General features: G+C 56.5%; 14 protein-coding genes. 8 read left to right on the top strand and 6 right to left on the bottom strand.

Going from position 1 to position 21,278, the window contains the following annotated elements:
- Window positions 1-85 precede the first annotated feature (85 nt).
- The 5 genes from H7849_RS25605 (at window position 86) to H7849_RS25585 (ending at window position 7,222) form a co-directional block, all read left to right on the top strand.
- Window positions 86-1,549 (top strand): RNB domain-containing ribonuclease, encoded by a 1,464-nt coding sequence (locus H7849_RS25605; RefSeq protein WP_186743271.1) that lies wholly within the window; start codon window positions 86-88, stop codon window positions 1,547-1,549.
- A gap of 1 nt (window position 1,550) precedes the next feature.
- Entirely contained in the window at window positions 1,551-4,118 is a 2,568-nt protein-coding gene (locus tag H7849_RS25600; RefSeq protein ID WP_186743270.1) for an AMP-binding protein, read from the top strand.
- A 52-nt stretch (window positions 4,119-4,170) separates the two neighbouring features.
- Window positions 4,171-5,781, top strand: coding sequence for a Na+/H+ antiporter (locus H7849_RS25595; RefSeq protein WP_186743269.1), 1,611 nt, complete (start codon window positions 4,171-4,173; stop codon window positions 5,779-5,781).
- Window positions 5,782-5,845: 64 nt separating this feature from the next.
- The gene (locus tag H7849_RS25590) at window positions 5,846-6,004 is read left to right on the top strand and encodes a hypothetical protein (RefSeq protein WP_186743268.1); all 159 of its coding nucleotides are present in this window, start codon (window positions 5,846-5,848) and stop codon (window positions 6,002-6,004) included.
- A gap of 54 nt (window positions 6,005-6,058) precedes the next feature.
- On the top strand, window positions 6,059-7,222 hold the full coding sequence (locus H7849_RS25585; protein WP_186743267.1) for an acyltransferase family protein: 1,164 nt from the start codon (window positions 6,059-6,061) through the stop codon (window positions 7,220-7,222).
- Here H7849_RS25585 and H7849_RS25580 read toward each other — a convergent pair.
- Entirely contained in the window at window positions 7,219-8,388 is a 1,170-nt protein-coding gene (locus tag H7849_RS25580; RefSeq protein WP_186743266.1) for an acetate/propionate family kinase, read from the bottom strand. The genes H7849_RS25585 and H7849_RS25580 overlap by 4 nt on opposite strands.
- Window positions 8,385-10,787 (bottom strand): phosphoketolase family protein, encoded by a 2,403-nt coding sequence (locus H7849_RS25575; protein ID WP_186743265.1) that lies wholly within the window; start codon window positions 10,785-10,787, stop codon window positions 8,385-8,387. The genes H7849_RS25580 and H7849_RS25575 overlap by 4 nt, the downstream gene beginning before the upstream one ends.
- 473 nt (window positions 10,788-11,260) lie before the next feature.
- Here H7849_RS25575 and H7849_RS25570 point away from each other — a divergent pair, with 473 nt between their 5' ends.
- A complete protein-coding gene (locus H7849_RS25570; protein ID WP_186743264.1) occupies window positions 11,261-15,169 on the top strand; it encodes a TonB-dependent receptor in 3,909 nt (1,302 codons plus the stop codon).
- A 67-nt stretch (window positions 15,170-15,236) separates the two neighbouring features.
- Here the strand turns inward: H7849_RS25570 and H7849_RS25565 are convergent, their stop codons facing one another.
- The 4 genes from H7849_RS25565 to H7849_RS25550 form a co-directional block, all read right to left on the bottom strand.
- On the bottom strand, window positions 15,237-15,641 hold the full coding sequence (locus tag H7849_RS25565; RefSeq protein ID WP_186743263.1) for a MerR family transcriptional regulator: 405 nt from the start codon (window positions 15,639-15,641) through the stop codon (window positions 15,237-15,239).
- A 10-nt stretch (window positions 15,642-15,651) separates the two neighbouring features.
- Window positions 15,652-16,110, bottom strand: a complete 459-nt coding sequence (locus tag H7849_RS25560; RefSeq protein ID WP_186743262.1) for a hypothetical protein — start codon at window positions 16,108-16,110, stop codon at window positions 15,652-15,654.
- Complete coding sequence (locus H7849_RS25555) at window positions 16,107-17,321, bottom strand: DnaJ C-terminal domain-containing protein (protein WP_186743261.1); 1,215 nt, start codon at window positions 17,319-17,321, stop codon at window positions 16,107-16,109. The genes H7849_RS25560 and H7849_RS25555 overlap by 4 nt, the downstream gene beginning before the upstream one ends.
- 108 nt (window positions 17,322-17,429) lie before the next feature.
- A complete protein-coding gene (locus tag H7849_RS25550; protein ID WP_186743260.1) occupies window positions 17,430-18,854 on the bottom strand; it encodes a serine hydrolase domain-containing protein in 1,425 nt (474 codons plus the stop codon).
- A 135-nt stretch (window positions 18,855-18,989) separates the two neighbouring features.
- Here H7849_RS25550 and H7849_RS25545 point away from each other — a divergent pair, with 135 nt between their 5' ends.
- Together H7849_RS25545 and H7849_RS25540 are read left to right on the top strand one after the other, a co-directional pair.
- Complete coding sequence (locus tag H7849_RS25545) at window positions 18,990-19,964, top strand: NADPH:quinone reductase (RefSeq protein WP_186743259.1); 975 nt, start codon at window positions 18,990-18,992, stop codon at window positions 19,962-19,964.
- 77 nt (window positions 19,965-20,041) lie between these two features.
- Entirely contained in the window at window positions 20,042-21,265 is a 1,224-nt protein-coding gene (locus H7849_RS25540; protein WP_186743258.1) for a glycosylasparaginase, read from the top strand.
- Window positions 21,266-21,278 lie beyond the last annotated feature (13 nt).

The raw sequence follows: 21,278 nt of genomic DNA, 5'->3' as shown, positions 1-21,278 counted from the left end.
AGCCGAACCTGGACAAGACGATGCCAGCAGTCCCACCCTAGTTTTGCGAAAACGCATCTGATGTCTGTACCTTGGACTGGAGTTCATGAACGATAACCATCAGGTCAACTTGCAGGCTTTGGCGCGCCAGTCCATGCTGGAGCACGGTTTTCATCCAGATTTTTCCGCTGCGGTTCGAAAGGAGCTTCAGTCACTGGAGTCACACGCGCCAGATCACCATCCGCAAGCTGCGCGGGATCTCCGTCAGTTGCTGTGGTCATCGATTGATAACGATACTTCGCGAGATCTCGATCAGATTGAGTTCGCGCAAGAGGCGGAAGATGGGCCTGTTCGCATCCAGATTGCGATTGCGGATGTGGATGCATTTGTACCGGCAGGTTCGGCCATCGATAAGCATGCCTCTGACCAGACAACGACTGTCTACACCGGCGTGCATAACTTTTCCATGCTGCCGGATGAGCTTTCGACCGGTCTCACTTCCCTTCTTGAAGACCAGGAGCGATTGGGGGTTGTGTACGAATTTTCCGTGGATGGCGAAGGCTGCGTTGGCGAACACAATATCTATCGGGCTTCCGTAAGAAATCATGCGCAGCTTGCTTATCCATCGGTTGGAGCCTGGCTGAATTCCGGCAGCAACGCCCCGCCGAAAGTGGCGAGTTCAAGTGAACTGCAGAAACAGCTCTTGCTGCAGAATCGCGTTGCCCAGGTGCTACGGAAGGAACGCTATCGCCGCGGAGCGCTCAATCTTCAAACGATAGAAACCCATCCGTTGATGACGGACGGAAAGCCTGTCGATATTGAGACACAACAGAAGACGCCGGCCAACGATCTGATTGAAGACTTCATGATTGCGGCCAATGAAGTGGTCGCCCGGAGCCTTGAGCGGGCAGGGTTCTCTTCGATTCGACGCGTGGTGAAGACGCCGAAGCGCTGGGACCGCATTGTGGAGGTGGCTGCGCAATTCGGTACGAAGCTCCCGGGCGAGCCTGACTCCAAGGCTCTGCAGGATTTCCTTTGCGACCGCCGTGCCGTTGATCCAGATCACTTTCCGGATTTGTCGCTGACGGTGGTGAAGCTGCTCGGCTCGGGTGAATATGTGCTGGAGCGGGTTGGCGAAACTGCGCCGGGACACTTCGGACTCGCTGTTCAGGATTACACGCATTCAACGGCACCGAACCGTCGCTATGCGGATCTGGTAACGCAACGCCTGATCAAGGCGATGCTCGCGAAGCGGCGCTCACCCTATTCCGATGACGAGCTTGCTGCGATCGCGCAGCAATGTACAAAACAGGAAGATGCCGCGCGCAAAGTGGAGCGTGAGATGGGAAAGCGCATTGCTGCGGTTGTGATGCGAAGCCGCATCGGGCAATCATTTACAGCAATCGTTACAGGTGTCAACGAGCACGGCTCTTTCGTGAGAACTACCCATCCGCACGTAGAAGGCATGCTGGTTCGGGGGCAGAAGGGCGTGGATGTCGGTGACAAGCTGAATGTAACACTTGTACATACCGATCCCGAACGGGGATACATCGACTTCGCTCGGAGCTAGCATGCGCCCGCACCTCGCCACACTCGTCGATGATTTTCGCCGACTAGGAAATGCTACTGCGATTGTTACGTATCGTGGCAATCGCCGGTTGCGTGCAAGCTATGCAGACATTGCTTCGCTTGCCGAACGATTTGCGACGGAGTTGCAGCGGCGTGATGTCCATATGGGAGAGCGCGTGTTGCTTTGGGGGCAGAACAGCGCGGAGTGGATAGGCGTGTTCTTCGGTTGTGTTCTGCGAGGCGTTTTAGTTGTACCGCTGGATGCAGGCGGCGGGATTGACTTCGCCAGGCGAGTCGTCGCTGAGACTTCTCCAAAACTCATTGTCGGGGATCAACCGTTGGTCGGCTCTTTGTCGGAGATCGTCCCCAAGATTGTGCTCGATGAAATTAAGAGTGCGCTGCCACCGGAACCAGATGGGAAGGCGAGCGAAGGCTCGCTGAGTCTGGATACGCCGCTGCAGGTCATCTTCACATCCGGTACAACCATGGAACCGAAAGGCGTCGTTCATACCCACCGAAACGTGCTGGCCAGCGTTGCTCCGATTGAACGGGAGATGCAGAAGTACCTGCGCTATGAACGGCTCTTTCATCCATTGAGATTTCTGCATACGCTCCCCCTCAGCCATGTCTTCGGGCAGTTTATGGGGCTGTGGCTTCCGGTGCTGCTTGGGGCTGAAGTTCATTTCGAATCGCGTTTGCAGGCGCAACGGTTGATCGACCTCACGCGGAGCGAACGAATCTCGGTTCTCGTGGCAGTACCGCGCGTATTGGATCTATTGCGATCGCACTTGTTGGCGGATGATCCAGAGCTAAAAACACAGATACAGAAGGCGCAGGGTGAATCGGTCTGGAGCAGATGGTGGCGCTTCCGCAAGGTCCACAGACTTCTGGGGTTGAAGTTCTGGGCCTTTGTGTGTGGTGGCGCTTCGCTGCCTGCTGATCTTGAAAGTTTCTGGAGCACGATTGGATTTGCGCTGATTCAAGGGTATGGCATGACGGAAACGACTGCTCTCGTAACGCTGAATCATCCGTTCAAGATCGGCAAGGGAACAATCGGCAAGCCGCTACCGGGGCGCGAGGTCCGGATCAGCGATGACGGCGAGATTCTTGTCCGCGGCGATATGATTTCTACCTCGACATGGCAGCGTGGAAAGATGCAGCAAGCCCCTGACGACTGGCTGGCAACAGGCGATCTCGCTCGCAGCGACGCACAGGGACAGCTTCAGTTTCTCGGTCGAAGGAGTCAGGTCATCGTTACTTCTTCGGGCTTGAATATTCATCCGGAAGATGTTGAGGCTGTTCTTGACAAGCAGGATGGGGTGCGTGCCTCGGTTGTCGTGCCGCTGGAAACTCCGAGCGGCAATGAAGCGATGACGGTGTTGCTTTTTCGGGGATCGGAGGAGGAAGCGGCAAAGGCAGTCCGGCACGCAAGCGCGGGACTTTCGGAATACCAGCGGATTCGCTACTGGCGGATTTGGCCTGAGTTGGATTTTCCACGGACTTCAACCGGCAAGATTCAGCGGGGCAAAGTAGCGGAATGGGCAGCAGCGCATGCCTTTGCGTCAACTGTAACTTCTACCGATACAAATCACGATGCGCTCGCTGACTTGATTTCGAATATAGCGCGCTTGCCTACCGCAACGGCTGGCGACGAGGCCCGTCTTGATGAAGACCTGCATCTCGATAGCCTGGGCCGGGTGCAACTGCAGGGTGAGCTGGAACGTCGCATGGGAGTCGCACTTGACGATGCAACCATGGCGCGCATAGAGACGCTTGGCGATTTGCGACGGAGCCTGGGATTGAGAGGTGCTGCGGCCGAGATGGAGCCAGGTGTCACATCACCTGCTGTCGCCAGTGAGAGTAATACGACGTGTGAGCGAGCGGTTTATCCACGTTGGCCGTGGTCATTGCCCATGAGGGCCGCGCGTATTGTTTTCCTGGAATGCGCCTTGCGGCCTCTGGTCTGGTTTCTTGCCAGCCCTAAGGTTGAGCGGCTTCCGAATATGACATGGCCGGATGCGCCATTTCTTATCATCGCCAATCACATCACTGCGTATGATGCGGCGCTGGTGTTGTATGCTCTGCCGGGCAAAGTGCGCCGGCGCGTCGCGGTTGCTATGGCGGCTGAGATACTGGATGATTTTCGCCATGCTCGCGGGCAGGGATCATGGTTCTTGAATGGACTCTTTCCAGTCGCTTATTGGCTAATCACTGGGCTGTTTAATGTGTTCCCGCTTCCAAGCAGCATCGGATTTCGCGATAGCTTTGCTCACATGGGCAAGGCTCTCGATCGCGGATATAACATTATGATTTTTCCGGAGGGACATCGTTCCGGCGGGCTTCTGGCTCATTTTCGACCGGGCATCGGGTTGCTGGTACAAGAATCCGATGCTGAAGTTGTGCCCGTGGCGCTGCTTGGTCTTGGCGAATTGAAGCAGAGCAGAAAGCGATGGTTCCGCTCAGGCAAGTTATCAATTCGTGTGGGGCGATCGATGCAAATCGATAAGGGTTTACAAGCAGATGAAATTACGTCCCAGCTGGAGAATACTTTGCGCGCGATGCTCAAGTAGATCGCTGCAAGCGTGCAGCTATCTGAAGACGGATTTGATAGTTTGAGTCTCAATGACGGTTAACATCCATCACCTCGAACTGTTGATGCTGCTGTTGCTGCTCTTTGTGGTCGGCCTGGCTGTACTGGCGCGACGAATCGGGCAGCCATATCCGATAGTGTTTGTGCTGGGCGGATTTGTGCTTAGCTTCCTGCCCCCGGTGCCGGATATCGCTCTGCGGCCTGATTTTGTTTTCCTGGTGGTCCTGCCGCCTCTGGTCTTTGCGGCTGCGCACAACTCCTCCTGGCGCGATTTCAGGGAGAACAGCTTCATCATCCTGTCGCTTGCATTCGGGCTGGTGGCATTTACGGTGATCGGCGTTGGAGTTGTTACTCACTTGCTGTTCCGGCAACTTACGTTGCAGGCAGGCCTGGTGCTGGGCGCTGTTGTTTCCACGACAGACGCGCTTGCTGCGAGCAGCATTGCCCAGAAGCTTGGCCTGCCGCAGCGCATCGTGCACATTCTAGAAGCCGAGAGCCTTATCAACGATGCCAGTGGCCTGCTTGCTCTTAGCTTTACGGTGAACATCATTCTGAATGGTCACGGACCTTCATTTCGTGCGGCTGTAGGCGAGTTGCTCTATCTCTCAATTGGCGGATTGTTGATCGGGCTCGCGATTGCGTGGGTTCACTCGCGGCTGATTCTGCGTATCGAGGCAACACAAATTGAGCTGACGATGACGCTGATGACGCCTTACATCGTCTACCTGTTGGCGGAACGGTTGCACACTTCGGGCGTAATGGCGACCGTTGCCTGTGGCTTGTACCTTGGCCACCGGAGAGCCCAACTGCTTTCCCTTGGCGCTCGTCTCGAATCACGTGCGGTATGGAATACGGTGGACTTCGTTCTCAATGGCGTCGTCTTCCTACTGCTTGGGCTGCAGATCTCCATTGTGCTGGCGGGCATTGAAGGCTTGAGAATAGGTCAATTGATTGCGGGCGGACTGATTGTGAGCCTGATTGTGATTGCACTGCGTTTTCTCTGGGTTCTTCCCGGAGCATGGGTGGGGCAAAAGCTCCGACAGATCCACTCAGGTATCAAGATGAGTCCAGTGGACAGGCGCTATGCTTTCGTTGTCGGATGGGGTGGCATGCGTGGAGCCATCGCGCTGGCAGCTGCCGTATCTCTACCAGAAACGCTGCGGAATGGCGCTCCATTTCCGGCACGCAATATCATCATCTTCTTCACTTTCTGCGTGATTCTGGTAACGCTTGTCATCCAGGGGCTTTCGTTCCCGTTCGTTATCCGCAAACTGGGGCTCGCGCAGGGAGAAAAAGAAGATCCGGAAGAGCAATTTGCCCAGAAGAAGATGATTCACAATGCGCTTGAATATCTGCAGCGTGAAAAGGAGCAAAAGCCACGCGAGAAGGAAGTCTACGAAGCTGTGGAAAGGAACTACAAGCGCAGACTCGCGCTCCTAACAGATGCGCAGGACACGGCGAAACAAGAGGTGATTACCCAGGCACACCGCTATCTCGAGATATCACGCGCTGCGCGCGATATAGAACGGCGCACGGCTGGTGAATTGCTGGCGAGAAGCCAGATCAACGATGTGGTCTACCAGCAACTCATTATGGACATTGATCTGTTGGATAAACGATTTGCGACAACGCCACCTGCTTGAGGCTAAGGGGCTTTCGGCAACCATGTTGCTCCTGATCCCTTCCAACATAGAGAAGGGCAGGTTTATGGCAATTCTTGGAGTGGTGGGCGGTGTGATTCTTCTCTGCGTGATTGCGGCTTTATGGGCGACGGGCTCGATGAATACCAGGCAGTTCAATTTTCGCGGAAGAAACAAGGCGGTTGACCGCCGTCAGCCGCGGCCCCGCGCGTCCGGGTTGAACTAAGGTCCCCACTTTCGCAATTTCTTCTAACGAGTTACAGTAGCCGTCATATCCACTATGACGGCCACTACTGTTACAAGTCCTTCCGTTGCCGGTGTGCAGACGCGGCTCATTTCCCTCGATGTGCTTCGCGGTATCACCATCGCGTTCATGATTCTGGTTAACAACAATGGCGATGAGCGGTACGCCTACTGGCCTCTTAAACATGCGCTTTGGAACGGATGGACACCGACCGACCTGGTCTTTCCCACCTTCCTGTTCGTGGCCGGTGTTTCTCTGGTTTTCTCCTTTGAATCGCGCCTTGCGAAAGGCGCATCGAAGGCTTCGCTGCTTTCGCATGCTGTGCGACGCTCCGTCATTTTGTTTGCTTTAGGTCTCGTCGTAAACGGCTTTCCTTTTTTCCATTTGTCCACATTGCGGATCTATGGCGTCCTTCAGCGCTTTGCTGTCTGCCTGCTGGTGGCCAGCGCTATTTATCTGTACAGCCGCGGAAAGAGCAAGGTTGCGACCCTGGTAACCGTTCTTGTCGCTGCGCTCGTGAGTTACTGGATCATCATGCGCTGGATGCCGGTGCCGGGATATGGATTGCCGACACGCGATATTCCGTTGCTCGACAAGGATGCCAATTGGGTTGCGTATCTGGACCGCCATATCTTTCCCGGCCGACTCTATGAAGGGACACGTGATCCGGAAGGACTGCTGAGCAACCTGCCTGCGCTCGGGACGGCGCTGCTGGGCATGCTGACGGCGATCTGGCTGCGCACAAAGAAGAGCGCTTCCACGAAGTTCGTTGGCCTGTTCGCCGCCGCGATTGCCGGACTGATCCTGGGAAAGATCTGGGGTCACTGGTTCCCGATCAATAAGAAGCTCTGGACGAGTTCCTACGTTCTGTTTGCTGCCGGATGGTCGCTGCTTGGCTTGTCGATTTGCTACTGGCTCATTGAAATCAAGCAGTGGAGGCGTGGCTGGACGTTTCCGTGGGTTGTTTTCGGATCGAATGCGATTGCGGTCTATGTGTTCTCTGAACTACTGCCGGCGCTTCTCTCTGATGTTCATGTTGGCAGCAATCACCATACGCTGGGTCAGGTGATCTATTCGCACATCTTTGCGCATGTTCCAGACCCGTCATTTGGGTCGTTGCTCTATTCTCTATGCTACGTTTCCGTGTGCTTTATTCCGGCGCTGATTCTCTACAGAAAAAAGATCTTCATCAAGATCTAGCTATGCGCCTGGAGCAATACGCGGCAATAGCGGGCAATCTGTTTTTCTTCTTCGGTTGACATGACGCGAACGCGCACTTTGCTGGAGTCAGCTGAAATCACAGCTGAAGATGCGTTGTTGCGTGCTGCGTCGAGCGCGATTCCCAGGAATCCGAGGCGGTCACAAACGCTGGCGCGCACAGTGGAACTGTGTTCACCGATTCCTCCGGCGAAGACGAGAAGATCCAGGCCACCAAGGACGGCGGCGAAGGATGCGATGGTCTTCGCGATCGATCGGCAGAAAATTTCAATGGCGAGAGCAGCCTTGCTATCTCCGCTATCTGAGGCTTTTTGCAGCTCTCGCATGTCATTCGTTCCACCGAGCGCCTTCAGGCCTGAATTGTGATTCAGCAGAGTCTCTAGCGCGTCCGTATCCAGCTTCTGATTGCGAATGAGGAAGAGCGGAACGCCGGGATCGAGATCGCCCGCCCGCGTGCTCATCGGAATGCCACCGGTTGGCGTGAGGCCCATGCTGGTGTCAACCGACTTGCCATCAGCAATCGCAGCAAGGCTGGCTCCGTTGCCGAGATGAGCGATCACGACTTTGGACGGGAGATCCTTGCCGAGATCGTGGACGATCGATGCGTACGATAAACCGTGAAATCCGAAACGTCTTACACCCGCCGCAAAATATTTCTCAGGAATTGGGTATCGGTAAACGGCTTCCGGCATGGTCTGATGGAAGGCCGTGTCAAAACACGCAAACTGCGGCAATTGCGGAAAGACTCTTTCAACATGGCGGATGATCTCAACAGCAGCGGGGATGTGCACGGGCGCGAAATGCACCGCTCGCTGAAGCGTTGCCAGTACCTCAGCCGTGATTCGCTGGTGCGTCACCAGATGTGGACCGCCGTGCACGACACGATGACCGACGGCGATCGGCGGCTCGAGTTTAAGCGCAGCGGATTGCTCAGAAATCGAGTTCAATGCCTCTTTTTGCGAATCGAGGCACCGAGTCTCTTTGAAGATTTGGTTTCCTTGCTCGTCGAAAATCTCCAGCGTGCTACGGTCGCTGCCGATGGCATCGGCATTGCCACGCACGACGAGGTGCTCATCTCCGCCCTGATCGACGAACAAGCCAAATTTGAGCGAAGATGAGCCGCTGTTGATAACCAGGATCGGCTTCATACGTTGTCGCCACCTGTGTCCTGGCTCGTTGCGCCTTTGCCGCCACCGGACCAGCTCCAGTTGCGGACTTCGGGTAAGTCTTCACCGTATTGCGAGACGTAGAGTTTATGCGCCTGGCGCTTCTCGGTGAATTTCTGCATGGCTTCGTCGGTTAACTGTCGAAGGCGCGGAACGCGGCGCACGGCATCGAGCGCGAGAGTAAAGCGGTCCATGTCATTGAGGACGCACATGTCGAATGGAGTGGTGGTCGTGCCTTCCTCCTTGTAGCCGCGGACGTGGATACTGCCGTGATTCGTCCTGCGATAGGTCAGGCGGTGAATCAGCGTGGCATAGCCATGGAACGCAAAGATGACAGGCTTGTCTTTGGTGAACATGCGGTCGAAGTCTTCATCGGGCAGGCCGTGCGGATGCTCGGCGACAGGCTGCAGAGTCATGAGATCGACGACATTCACGACGCGAATTTTGAGATCAGGGATGTGCTGACGCAGCAGCGATACTGCGGCAAGCGTCTCCAACGTCGGCACATCACCGGCGCACGCCATCACGACATCGGGATCGCCGTCATCGTTGCTTGCCCAGTCCCATACGCCCAGACCAGCCGTGCAGTGGCGGATCGCCTGCTCCATCGTGAGCCACACCGGAGCGGGCTGCTTGCCGGCAATGATGAGGTTTACGTAATGCTGACTGCGCAGGCAGTGGCTGCCGACAGAGAGCAGCGTGTTGGCATCGGGCGGCAGATAGATGCGCACAACATCCGCTTTTTTGTTCGCGACGTGATCGATGAAGCCGGGGTCCTGGTGGCTGAATCCATTGTGGTCCTGACGCCATACATGTGAGCTCAGCAGGTAATTCAGCGAAGCAATGGGCTTGCGCCATGGTATATCGCATGTTACTTTCAGCCACTTTGCATGCTGGTTGAACATGGAATCGATGATGTGAATAAAGGCTTCGTAGCAGGAGAAAAAGCCGTGGCGGCCAGTGAGCAGATAGCCTTCGAGCCATCCCTGGCACATGTGCTCGCTGAGGATCTCCATCACGCGGCCATCGGCCTGAAGGTTTTCATCTACCGGCAGCGTTTCGGCAATCCAGCGCTTTTCCGCAACTTCGTAGACAGCATCAAGCCGGTTCGACGCTGTTTCGTCCGGACCGAAGACGCGGAAATTTTTGTTCTTCAGATTGGCCTTCATCACATCGCGCAGAAAATAGCCCAGGACGCGCGTGGCTTCTGCTTCCGTTCCACCCGGCTGCTTGATCTTTACTTCGTAATCGGCGAAGTCGGGCAGTTCGAGCGGTTGCATCAGGAGTCCCCCGTTGGCATGCGGATTCATACCCATGCGCAATCTGCCCTTCGGGGCGATTTCGGCGAACTCGTCGCGGAATTGACCCTGTTCGTCGAAAAGCTCCTGCGGCTTGTAGCTGGAGAGCCACTCTTCCAGGAGCTTCAGGTGTCCGGGATTGCCGTGCACTGTCGAAAATGGGACCTGATGCGCTCGCCACGTGCCTTCCACTGGCTTTCCGTCTACTTCTTTCGGTCCCGTCCAACCTTTGGGCGTACGCATCACGATCATCGGCCACGCCGGGCGTGTTGGGTCGTTGGCATCACGGGCCTTTTTCTGGATGGCGCGAATCTCGGCGTATACCTTGTCCAGCAAGGCAGCCATTTGCTGGTGCATGGTTGTGGGATCGCTGCCCTCGATGAAGTAGGGATTGTAGCCATAACCGCGCATCAGCGCTTCGAGCTCGCTCTGGGGAATGCGCGACAGAACAGTTGGGTTCGCGATCTTGTAGCCGTTCAGGTGCAGGATGGGCAGCACGGCCCCGTCAGTGATGGGATTGAGGAACTTGTTTGAATGCCAACTGGTGGCGCACGGGCCGGTTTCCGCTTCTCCATCGCCGACGATGCAGGTGACGATCAGGTCGGGATTGTCGAGGGCTGCGCCGTAAGCGTGCAGCAGCGAGTAGCCTAACTCACCGCCCTCGTGGATTGAGCCCGGAGTCTCGGGAGCGACGTGGCTGGGTATGCCGTAAGGCCACGAGAATTGGCGGAAGAGGCGCTTGATGCCGTCCTCGCCTTGCTCGATGTGCGGGTAGATTTCGGTGTACGAGCCTTCGAGGTAAGTATTCGCCACGATTCCGGGGCCGCCGTGGCCGGGCCCAATGATGTAGATCATGTTGATGTTGTGTGCCTTGATGATGCGATTGAGATGTACGTAGATGAAGTTCAATCCGGGAGTGGTTCCCCAATGGCCCAGGAGCCGCGGCTTGATGTCATCCATCGACAACGGACGTTCAAGCAGGGGATTGTCTTTGAGATAGATCTGGCCTACAGAGAGGTAATTGGCCGCACGCCAGTAGGCGTTCATCTTGCCCAGCAATTCGGACGAAAGGGGTTCGCTCATGATGCACTCTCCTCAGGGGTTAGGTAGGTGGTGGCAAGGTCAAAGATGGCTGACTGTTAAAAGAGCGCTCGAAAATGTACCAGCCAACATACGACGGGCGAGGTTAAAGAAACAACCATCGTACCTTCAATTTGCGATCCAGTGACCTGCCAGAAATACCAGTTCCGCCGACGCGTTCTTGCTGTTAAGTGATTGCAGAGAAACGAGTCCGGTGCGGAAAACAGGCATCCACATAACTTTTTTTTATTCCCAACATTCAGGTAAGCCAGAGAGCCAGTGTTTTCTCTTTGGGTGGTGCCGCGTCTGCGTTATGCTCTCGAAAACACAACCTTTCCAGTTCCGATTTTTTTCATGGCTTGCTCTACTTCTGGGGTCGAGTTGTTTTCACATTACAGATCAAACTGGCGATCAGCTGCCAACGGCTGCTCGCTAAAGTGTTTTTCCGAGGCATTAACTTTTGTGAGGCCAAGTGTATGCTTAGAAAAAGTTTCCAATGGATCGCAGTTTGTCTTGTCTTCAGTATTGTGATGCGTCCAACGCCTCCGGTATGGGCGCAGCAGACTCTCGGCGCCATCAGCGGCACGGTCAGCGATACCTCAGGCGCGTTGCTGGCCGAGGTAACGGTTACCGCAGTTGAAGACCAGACCAAACTTACTCGCGTAATAAAGACGAACAATGATGGAGGCTATCAGTTCGTTAACCTGCCGATCGGCACCTATACCATCACATTTACTCACAATGGTTTTGAGACACAGAATGTGCCGAATATCCTGGTGCAGGCCGATCGTACGGTTTCAGTCAATGCAGGGCTGAAGGTTGGGTCCATCACCACGTCAGTTACAGTGACAGAGACTCCGCTTCTCAATGCAGTGGATACGACAAATGGTTACGTGCTTGATAAAAGCCAGATTGATGCGATTCCCCTGCCCACAGGGAGCTTCACTGGGCTCGCCATTCTTTCGCCCGGAGTGAACGCCGAGATTTCTGGCGGGACCGGAGCAAACAGCGGCCTGGGCAACGCGCCGATCTGGGCCAACGGCCAGCGCGACACATCGAACAGCTTTCTGCTGAATGGGGTTGACGCCAGCAATCTATTCAATGGCAAGAGCACAAGCCAGGTTGCTTCTTTCCGCGTCGTGAACAACACGGGGGTCGGCAACGCCATGGCTGGCGGCGTGCAACAGAGCAGCGCCTCCGTCTACCTGGCAATCGGGCAGGCGCTCCCCACACCAGCACCGGAGACGATTCAGGAAGTACGCGTAAATACATCCATGTATGACGCCCAACAGGGCTCGACGAGTGGCGCGCATATCGACATGAGCACGCTTTCCGGAACCAACGCCTACCATGGCACGGCATATCTCCATCGGGGAACCGACTGGCTGAACGCGGCGCCATTTTTCTTCAAGCAGGATGGCGATATTCCGGCAAATGAGAAGGTTCCGCAACTGCATCGTTATATTGCTGGCGGCGGCGTCGGTGGCCCGATTATCAAAGACAAGCTCTTTGCCTATCTTGCCTATCAGCACGTGCACGTGAGCGATCAGGAGATAGGCATATCACGCTTCACCGTACCGTATGGGCTGACCGATGATCGCAGTCCGGCTACTCTCGCGAATGTAGCAAATTGCAACTGGGTTGCGCCAACGAGTGCCTATCCCGATCCCTGTAATGGCCCAGGATCCGCAAACCCGGCCGATCCCAACTATGTAAACCCGACGATGATCAGCCCTGTGGCCCAGTTCCTGATGCAGTACAAAATGCCAAATGGTGGCTTTCTAGTGCCGTCAGCGACGCCCGGGGTGCAACCGACCTACAATACCCCGGACAACACTTCGATTCCGGGTACGGCATATTTCACATCCGACCAGGCGGTAGCAAACTTGGACTGGAATGCAACATCCAAGGACACGCTGGCGCTCAAGTACTACTACCAGCATGATCCGACGCTCGCGCCCTACGCATATTCCAATACTCCCGGTTTCGAGCAGCATCTCGACACTGGCAGCCAGGTCTTCTCACTCAACAACACGATTTTCCTGAAGCCGAATCTGAGCGTCACCGGAGTGATCGGCTTCCTGCGTGAAAAGGCCTACGGCTATAACGACCAGCCTTTTACAGCGCAGACCGCAGGCATAAACACCTTCGGATCAACCTACTTTCCCGGAATATCCATCGTCGATAACTTTGGCAACAACTCTCCCAACAATCCGGGCTACATCTACAACGCTTCGATGAATATTGGGCCGGGCTCATTTACCCAGGCTCCTTTTACCGGGCTTTTTCAGAACCGTATTATGCCTTCCGGTAATGCCATCTGGATTCTCGGAAGGCACACGGTCACCTTTGGCGCCAGCTACGCGTATACACAGCTCAATATCCGCAACGATCGCATTGGCAAAGGCATGATCGCATCGGCCAATTTTGCCGGCTTCCTTCAGGGAAACATCAGCTTTCAGAATAACGACTTTACGACTACATCGCTCATGCTGGGCGATGCCAATCGCTACTATCGCGCCAACCAGACCGGAACCTATGTGCAGGACAAGTTTCAGATCCTGCCCAATCTCAGCCTCACTGCTGGCGTGCGCTATGACTGGAACGGCGGCCTCACAGAAAAGTATGGACGTCTCTTCAACTTCGATCCGGACCTCTACTCCTACAACGAAACAACCGACCAGATCATATCCAATGGATTCATCATGGCCGGGAATAACAAGCAATTCCCAACGAAAGGTGTAAGCGATACAACCCTCACTGGTCGCCAATGGGGAATTGGGCCGCGCATCGGACTTGCCTATTCGCCAAAGCAAAATGATGGCAAGGTTGTCATTCGGGCAGGGGCGGGCATGTATTACGATCGCGGCGAGTTGTTTACTTATTTGTCTCCCGGATATGCGGCTGGAGAGGTTTCGGCTGGTCCCTTCGGCGTGACACAGTCGCCTCCATTCGTGAACACGATTCAGTGTCCTGGCGCTCCTTCATTTATCTCGCCCTGCTCAGGCACAATTTCCCTCTCGAATCCCTGGGGCACTACGCCCGGTACCCCGCCCAGCGGCAATCCGGCGGACATCACAAAATATCTGCCGAATCAGGCGGCGATCGTCAATGGAGCTCCGCTCTTTGCCATTGGCACCTATAACCGCGCGAACAAGCTTCCCTACACCATCAACTACACGCTGGATTGGCAGTGGCAGCCGCGCAATGATATCGCGATCGATCTTGGCTACATCGGGAATCTCGGACGCCATCAGGTCATCCCGGTTCCATTCAATCAGGCGGGAACCGCGAGCCCCAGCAATCCGATTCACGGGCAGACATACACCTACGGGTATTCAGTGCAAACGACCGCGTGCGACTACTATGCCTGTTCACCGGCGACACTTCCGAATGGACAGCCGTTCCTCTGGACCTATGAGGGCGGCAATATCGATCTTCGTGTACCGTACATCGGTTATTCTTCCGAATCGGAGACCTACAAAGCTGCCGGCATCTCCGCCTACAATGCGCTGCAGGCACACTTGGAAAAGCGCTTGAGCGGCGGCCTGCAAGTTGCCGCCTCATATACCTATTCACACGCCACCGACGAGCAGAGCGCGCTCGGGCTCTTCTATAACGGCAACAATCCCTTGAATCTGCGGGACGGATACGGATCGTCGGACTTTGACCGCACCCATGTCGTCAACTTCAACTATTCCTATCAATTGCCGAAATTCGTTGCTGAAAATAACTGGAAGGGAAAAGTGATCAACGGATGGGCGCTGCAGGGCATCACCATCATTCAAAGCGGTCAGCCGTATAGCGTCATCGACTACTCAGGCGCGATCGGCAGCATCTTCTATGGAACATCCAATGGCATCACCAATCCTGTCGTTCCGCTGGCTCCGGGCTGCGATGCACATCGTGCTTACACAGGACACTCAGGAGCATTCGGCACTCCGGCACTCAACGGCGCCTGCTTCACTCTGCCGCTTTTGAGTCCGGGAGACCTGGGTGGCGCGATTCCAGCGGGCGATGACTTTGAAACCAACTTCACGACAGGCCAGCGGAATATCTTCCGCCAGTCCTGGCAGCGCCGCGCGGATATATCGCTTGTCAAAGCGATGAACATCGGCGAACGAATCACGGCACGATATACCTTCGATGTCTTCAACGTAACGAACACGACCAGCTTTGATATTCCCGGTGACAACGTGTCACAAAACGAAGGCTACAATGATTTTCCGGTGCAAGGGACTCCGGCGGCTCCGTCGCCTGCGTCCTGCGCGGCTGGAAATCCGCCGAATGGGACGTTCTTTAACTGCCCAACCGGCCTCGGATATACGACACGCGCCATCGGAAGCCCGCGGCAGATTCAGATGTCTCTGCAACTAACCTTCTAGCTCACCCTGAAACGCGAGAGGCAGCCTTCGGGCTGCCTCTTATATTTGTGGCCCAGGTTTGTAACTGCTACTGACGCTTATTCTTCGTCGGGGTCACGACCACTACCGGACGACGCAGTGGCACCATCGCCGATCCCTGCTGCTGGAAGCCGTGCTGCATACGGCTGACCATCTCAGTGCGGACGTAATCGACAAAGCCCTGCATCTGGCGGTTCATCTCTTCCATGCGCTCGCGCATTTGCAGGATGATGGCGATGCCGGCGATGTTCACGCCAAGATCGCGCGCCAGGTTAAGGATGAACTCTAGCCGTTCGAGGTCTTCGTCGGTGTACAGGCGCGTGTTCCCTTCGGTGCGCGACGGCTTCAACAGTCCTTCTCGCTCATAGAGGCGAAGTGTCTGCGGATGAATGCCATACATCTCGGCTACCGCCGAGATCATGTATGCGCCTTTCGATTTACGTTTCGTGGGCATCGCGTTTCTTTCAATGCGCGAACAACCGCGCTACTCCATTCTGTACCTGGACCGCGCCAAACCTGATGTATCTCGGCAGGATTCCGAGGAACTGGCCTCCACCTATTCTGTAGGGCACAAAGGCCTTTATACAGTACCCACTTTGATGCTCGATTTCGACCAGCAATGCATCCGTGAAACCCTCTGCTGAGGTCTTCGTCATGGTGACGTTGGCTGCTGTGGCCGCTGCGATGATCTCCTTCTTACCGCTGCGCTCGGCCAGTTGCTCCTGTATTAGTTCGAGCAGCATGGCGGCGTCGGGTGGCATGTTCTTTCGCGGGACGGTTTCGTTTACCAGCTCATGCTTTTCGTTCAGGGAGAAACCAAACGGGCCGAATTCGCCATATTTGCGCAGCATGCGCCGCGCATAGTTGACCGCGGCATTTAACAGCTCGTTGGCATCGTCGCGAGTTTGCGCATCTTCACTCACTGCCCATTTCCTATCTTGGCCCAGATCGTTTCACGCGGGTCGGCTGGATTGAGCTTGGCAAACTCGCGCAGAATCTCCTTCGAACGCTCGTCCTGAATGTGCGGCACAACGATCTCGACGGTCACAATCTCATCCCCGCGCTTGCCTTCCTGAGTCGCCGAAGGCACGCCGCGTTCGCGCATGCGGAGCTTCTGGCCGGACTGGGTTGCGGGCGGAATCTTCAGTTGCGCGCGCCCATCGATGGTCGGCACTTCAATCTTCGCGCCCAGAGCCGCTTCCGCGACTGTTACGGGAACTGTGATGTGGATGTCATCCATCTGGCGCGTGAGAACGGGATGCGTGCCGGTGCGGATGATCAGATACAGGTCACCTGGATTGCCGCCGTTGGTTCCCGCATTTCCCTTGCCTGCCAGACGAATTCGCTGCCCATCGCGCGTTCCCGGCTTGATGCGGAAATCAATGTGTTCCGTCCGCGCCACTGTTCCTTCGCCATTGCAAGTCGGACACGCACTCGTCACCTTTCCGGCGCCGCCGCAGCGCGGGCACTGGATGTTGAACTTCATCCGGCCGCCCATCTGTGTCACCTGACCAGTACCGTGACACTCAGGACAGGTCTGTGAGCCCCCTGTCGTCGATTTGCCCTTGCAGGTCGGGCATACTTCACGACGATGGATCTCAAGGCGCGTGGTGCCGCCGCGAATCGCTGTCCAGAAATCGACCGTGACCTGGTATTCGAGATCTGTACCGGCCTCGGGGCCCTGCGCCTGGTGGCGGCCGCCCTGTGAGAAAATTCCCGAGAAGATATCGCGGAAGCCGCCCCAGCCGCTGGATTGCGCGCTGCCCGTGTTTCCAGTGTGCCCACCGGAGGAGGCAAAGTCGGAGAAGTCGAATCCGCCGAAGTCGAATGGAACTTCCTGGCCACGGCTCCCGCCGCCTTGCCCTGCTCGCGCTGCTGCTTCGGCGGCAGCGGGATCAATCTGATCGGAGTAGAAGCCGAACTGGTCGTAGATCTTGCGCTTCTTCTCGTCGCTCAGGATGTCGTTCGCCTCGGAGATTTCCTTGAACTTCTCCTCGGCCTTTTTGTCGCCGGGATTGACGTCCGGATGGTACTTCCGCGCCGCCTTGCGAAATGCCTTGCGGATCTCGTCCGCAGTTGCCGTTTTTTTAACGCCCAGTGTGGCGTAATAGTCTTTGTGTTGTGTTGGAGGCATTGCCTGCTCGCCACCCTCGCTTTTTGCTACTTATATCGTACAAGGCCGGATAAGGCTCCAGCCAAGCCGAGAGATATAGATGCATCTCGCGTGAAAGCGATGCATGGCCTATTGCGCCGGGATGACCAGATACTGCTCCAGCTTGCCGTCGGGCTCGGTATAGGTAGTCACCCGCAAATGCTGCGGACTATCCTTGAACGTCACAGCAAACACCCGGAAAGTCATGCCACCGCGCAGGTCGTCTGCCGTCTGATGGAATGTCGCCGGCTCTCCCAGCGGCTTGAGGCTTGAAGAGAAGTCGCTGAGCCCCTGCTGATCAAAGTAGGCATTGCAGTTGTCGGTGAAGAGCGTGCGGTCGATCTGCCCCTGCTGCAGTCCCTTGAAGATCGTCAGTGCCTGTAACTCAGCTTGCGCAGCGGATTGCGTATCGGCGCCAAGAATGATCGGCGTCAGCTGGCGGGCAATTGCGGCTGCAGCCGGAGAAGCGTCCTGATTGGTGAGGACGACGATCGCGGCCTTGTCGTCGGGAAATACAATATTTTCCGAGACAAAGCCGGAGACTTCGCCCGAATGCTCGAGCGCAGCGTGTCCGGAGCGCGGCGTGGTGAATACGCCGAGACCATAACCGCTGTCGCTGCCATCTTTCAGCTTGATCGAAGTGAACATCTGCCTGTAGGACTCGGGCGCGAGCAGCGAGCGGTTCATGATGCTGATGTCCCACAACGCCAGATCATGCGCGGGCATGGCGAGTTCGCCCGCAGCGAACATCCAGCCCGCGCCTTCTTTCGGCGCAGGGCGCAGCGGGCCCAGTGCGTAGCGAATGTATCCGGCAGCGTCGGTGTCTCCTAGTTTCGCTACGTCGGTGTTATAGACCGATTTCATGTCGAGCGGCGTGAATACGTGCTCCTGCAGGAAGCGCATCAGGGGCTCGCCGCTCAACTTCTCGACGATGACGCCAGCGATGACGAAGTTCGTGTTCGAATACTGCCACTTGGCGCCGGGGTCGAAGTCGAGCGGCTTCTTCGCCCAGGTGTCCATGATGTACTGCGCTGTCGCGGGTTGGCGCATCGGCTGCATCAGGTAATCCTCGGGCCAGTAGTCCTGATAGCCGGAGGTGTGCGAGAGCAGCATGCGGATAGTCACCTCGTCGCCGCGGGTGAGGCCGGGAACATACTTCGAGACGGGATCGTCGATGGAGAGCTTGCCCTGTTGCTGCAGCAGGAGGATGGATGCTGCGGTGAACTGCTTCGAGATCGAGCCCACTGAATAGCGCATCTGCGGCGCGGCGGGTGTCAGTGGATCGAGGCGGGCTTTGCCGTAGGCGTTTGTGTAGACGATCTGGCCCTTCTGCACGATGGCGATCGAGGCCGAAGGAACGCCTGTGTCTGCGAGGACTTTGTTGGCGACGGCATCGATCTTTCCGCGAAGATCGGCGGGTATCGTGTCGACTGGCTGGGTGTAGTTGGTTTGAGCGAAGGCGGCCGGTGTGAGTCCGGCAATACACAGCAACAAAAGAGCAAGGAAGCGTTGCATCCGAAATTCTCTCCAAATGGAAAAGAATCAGCCTAGCAGGATTTAGCGCAATCCGAAAACAATTCGGCGCCGGCCGATTTTGCAGAACTTCGATTTCTTGAGGGACAATGGTCTGCTGTCTCGACAGGAGTTGCCATGAAAGCAGCGTGGTATGAAAAACAAGGCCCGGCGCGTGATGTCCTGATCGTCGGCGAGATGGAGGATCCGAAACCTCAAGCTGGTGAGGTCCGGATTCGTGTGTCTGTTTCGGGCGTGAATCCCGGCGATGTGAAGAAGCGTGAAGATGCCTTTGGATATGGCATGCCCTATCCGCGCGTCATCCCGCACAGCGACGGTGCCGGAGTCGTAGACGCCGTGGGCGACGGCGTCCCTAAGGAGTGGATTGGACGGCGCGTCTGGTGCTACGGGGCTCAGTCCTATCGTCCGTTCGGCACCGCTGCTGAATTCGCTACTGTTCCTCTCGATCAGGCGGTGCCGCTTCCTGAAGTCGTCACAATGGAGCAGGGCGCATGCCTGGGCATTCCCGGCATCACCGCGCATCGCGCGGTGCATGTGGCGGGTCCGGTCAAGGACCGCGCTGTCCTCGTGCAGGGAGGAGCCGGTGCCGTGGGAGCCTGCGCCGTTCGACTCGCCTACCAGGCGGGAGCGAGGGTGATTGCTACCTGCCGCGCTGACAGTGATAAGGAGATCGCCTTCAAAGCGGGTGCGGAAGAGGTTCTGTTGACTGACGGCAAGCTCGTAGAGCGCGTTCGAAAACTGGCCCCCAACGGTATCGACCACGTCGTCGAAGTCGCTTTTGCTGCGAATATCAAGAACGACCTGGAAATCCTGGCTCAGAACGGATCGATCGCGAGCTACGCGACCAACGCTCCTATGGCGGAAGTGCCGGCCTGGCAGCCTATCTTCATCAACGCGAGAATGTTTTTTGTTGGCAGCGATGATGTGCCGAAAGAGGCCAAGAATGAAGCGGCGAAGGCCATGAATCAGGCTTATGAAGCGGGATGGCAGGGATTCCAAATTGCGGAAAGGTTCTCATTGAACGACATTGCGAAGGCACACGAATTTGTGGAGCATCCGTCAAAGGCAGGGCGTGTCGTGGTCACGATCTGATCTCTTTCAGTCTTCATGCGGTTCCGGGGGTCTGAGCTGTTCTTTCGCTTTGTTATGCTTGGCCTCAAGGACAACGAATGACGACACGGCGCGATTTTCTTTCCCGCAGTGCGATGACGGCGGCCGGGCTTGGCGCTGCGGCGATGAGCCAGCCTTCGCAGGCGCAACTCGCCGAAAGCGTGAAGCAGATGCAGCCGCCGAAGAAGCCCGTCATCATTACGCGCGATACCGGCGACCGGACCATTGACGAAGCCTACAAGATGCTGCTCGACGGCGCAGACACTCTGGATGCATGCGACCATGTCTGTCTTGCGCGCGAAGACGATCCCAACGACCACAGCGTTGGCTACGGCGGCCTTCCCAACGAAGACGGGGTAGTCGAACTCGACGCCTGCTGCATGCACGGACCTACGCGGATGGCTGGTTCCGTCGGCGCATTGCCGAATATCCGCCATGCCTGCCTTGTTTCGCGCCTGGTGATGGAGCGCACAGGGCACATCATGCTCGTCGGACAGGGCGCGGAGCGTTTCGCCGTGATGGAGGGCCTGAAGCGCGAAGACATGCTCTCCGATGAGGCGCGCAAGATGTGGCTTCTCTGGAAGGAAGACCGCAACAGCCACAACTTCTGGGGGCCTCCTTTGTCAAGTCCTCAGTGGAAAGAGCCAAGTCCGCCTCCGACCCTGAACCACAGCGCCATTCCGCGTCATCCCGGACCTGAGTGGGCCGAGGTGATTCGCGCACGCTCGCAGCAGCTTATGGGAATGGCCAGCGATCTTGGCATCCCACCGCACGAGCGCGCCTTTGCCGTAGAACAGGTGCTGTGGCCGACGACGGGCACCATCCACATTTCGGTGCTTAACACCAAGGGCGAGATGTCGGGCGCAACCACGACTTCCGGACAGGCGTGGAAGATTCCGGGCCGACTTGGCGACTCGCCGATCATCGGAGCGGGCTGTTACACCGATCAGGATGTGGGCTCGGCGGGCGCTACTGGATCCGGCGAGGAGAACATCAAGGTTGCCGGCGCGCATACCATCGTCGATTGCATGCGCCAGGGTATGACGCCGAAGGAAGCCGGGCTTGAAGCGCTGCGGCGGATTGTTCGTAACTACAACGGTGACATGAACAAGGTTCGCTATCTCGACATGATCTACTACATCCTTCGCAAGGATGGCGCTTATGCCGGAGTCTCGCTCTGGAGCACGACGGCAAGCGGCAAACCAAAGGTCTTCTGCGTGCACGATGGTGAGAAGCGCGTGGAGAATTGCGCCTGGCTGCTTCAAGGGACCACTACGAATTAGCTTGTTCTGCTGA

The sequence above is a fragment of the Alloacidobacterium dinghuense genome (genome assembly GCF_014274465.1).
GTDB lineage: Bacteria > Acidobacteriota > Terriglobia > Terriglobales > Acidobacteriaceae > Alloacidobacterium > Alloacidobacterium dinghuense.
Note: the sequence above shows the minus strand (reverse complement) of the source record. Positions and strands in the feature narration are given on the sequence as shown.

What these genes read in the sequence shown, in the direction of transcription:
- H7849_RS25605 (WP_186743271.1), top strand. Translation starts at nt 86, where the DNA reads ATGAACGATAACCATCAGGTCAACTTGCAGGCTTTGGCGCGCCAGTCC.
- H7849_RS25600 (WP_186743270.1), top strand. Translation starts at nt 1,551, where the DNA reads ATGCGCCCGCACCTCGCCACACTCGTCGATGATTTTCGCCGACTAGGA.
- H7849_RS25595 (WP_186743269.1), top strand. Translation starts at nt 4,171, where the DNA reads ATGACGGTTAACATCCATCACCTCGAACTGTTGATGCTGCTGTTGCTG.
- H7849_RS25590 (WP_186743268.1), top strand. Translation starts at nt 5,846, where the DNA reads ATGGCAATTCTTGGAGTGGTGGGCGGTGTGATTCTTCTCTGCGTGATT.
- H7849_RS25585 (WP_186743267.1), top strand. Translation starts at nt 6,059, where the DNA reads ATGACGGCCACTACTGTTACAAGTCCTTCCGTTGCCGGTGTGCAGACG.
- H7849_RS25580 (WP_186743266.1), bottom strand. Translation starts at nt 8,388, where the DNA reads ATGAAGCCGATCCTGGTTATCAACAGCGGCTCATCTTCGCTCAAATTT.
- H7849_RS25575 (WP_186743265.1), bottom strand. Translation starts at nt 10,787, where the DNA reads ATGAGCGAACCCCTTTCGTCCGAATTGCTGGGCAAGATGAACGCCTAC.
- H7849_RS25570 (WP_186743264.1), top strand. Translation starts at nt 11,261, where the DNA reads ATGCTTAGAAAAAGTTTCCAATGGATCGCAGTTTGTCTTGTCTTCAGT.
- H7849_RS25565 (WP_186743263.1), bottom strand. Translation starts at nt 15,641, where the DNA reads ATGCCCACGAAACGTAAATCGAAAGGCGCATACATGATCTCGGCGGTA.
- H7849_RS25555 (WP_186743261.1), bottom strand. Translation starts at nt 17,321, where the DNA reads ATGCCTCCAACACAACACAAAGACTATTACGCCACACTGGGCGTTAAA.
- H7849_RS25550 (WP_186743260.1), bottom strand. Translation starts at nt 18,854, where the DNA reads ATGCAACGCTTCCTTGCTCTTTTGTTGCTGTGTATTGCCGGACTCACA.
- H7849_RS25545 (WP_186743259.1), top strand. Translation starts at nt 18,990, where the DNA reads ATGAAAGCAGCGTGGTATGAAAAACAAGGCCCGGCGCGTGATGTCCTG.
- H7849_RS25540 (WP_186743258.1), top strand. Translation starts at nt 20,042, where the DNA reads ATGACGACACGGCGCGATTTTCTTTCCCGCAGTGCGATGACGGCGGCC.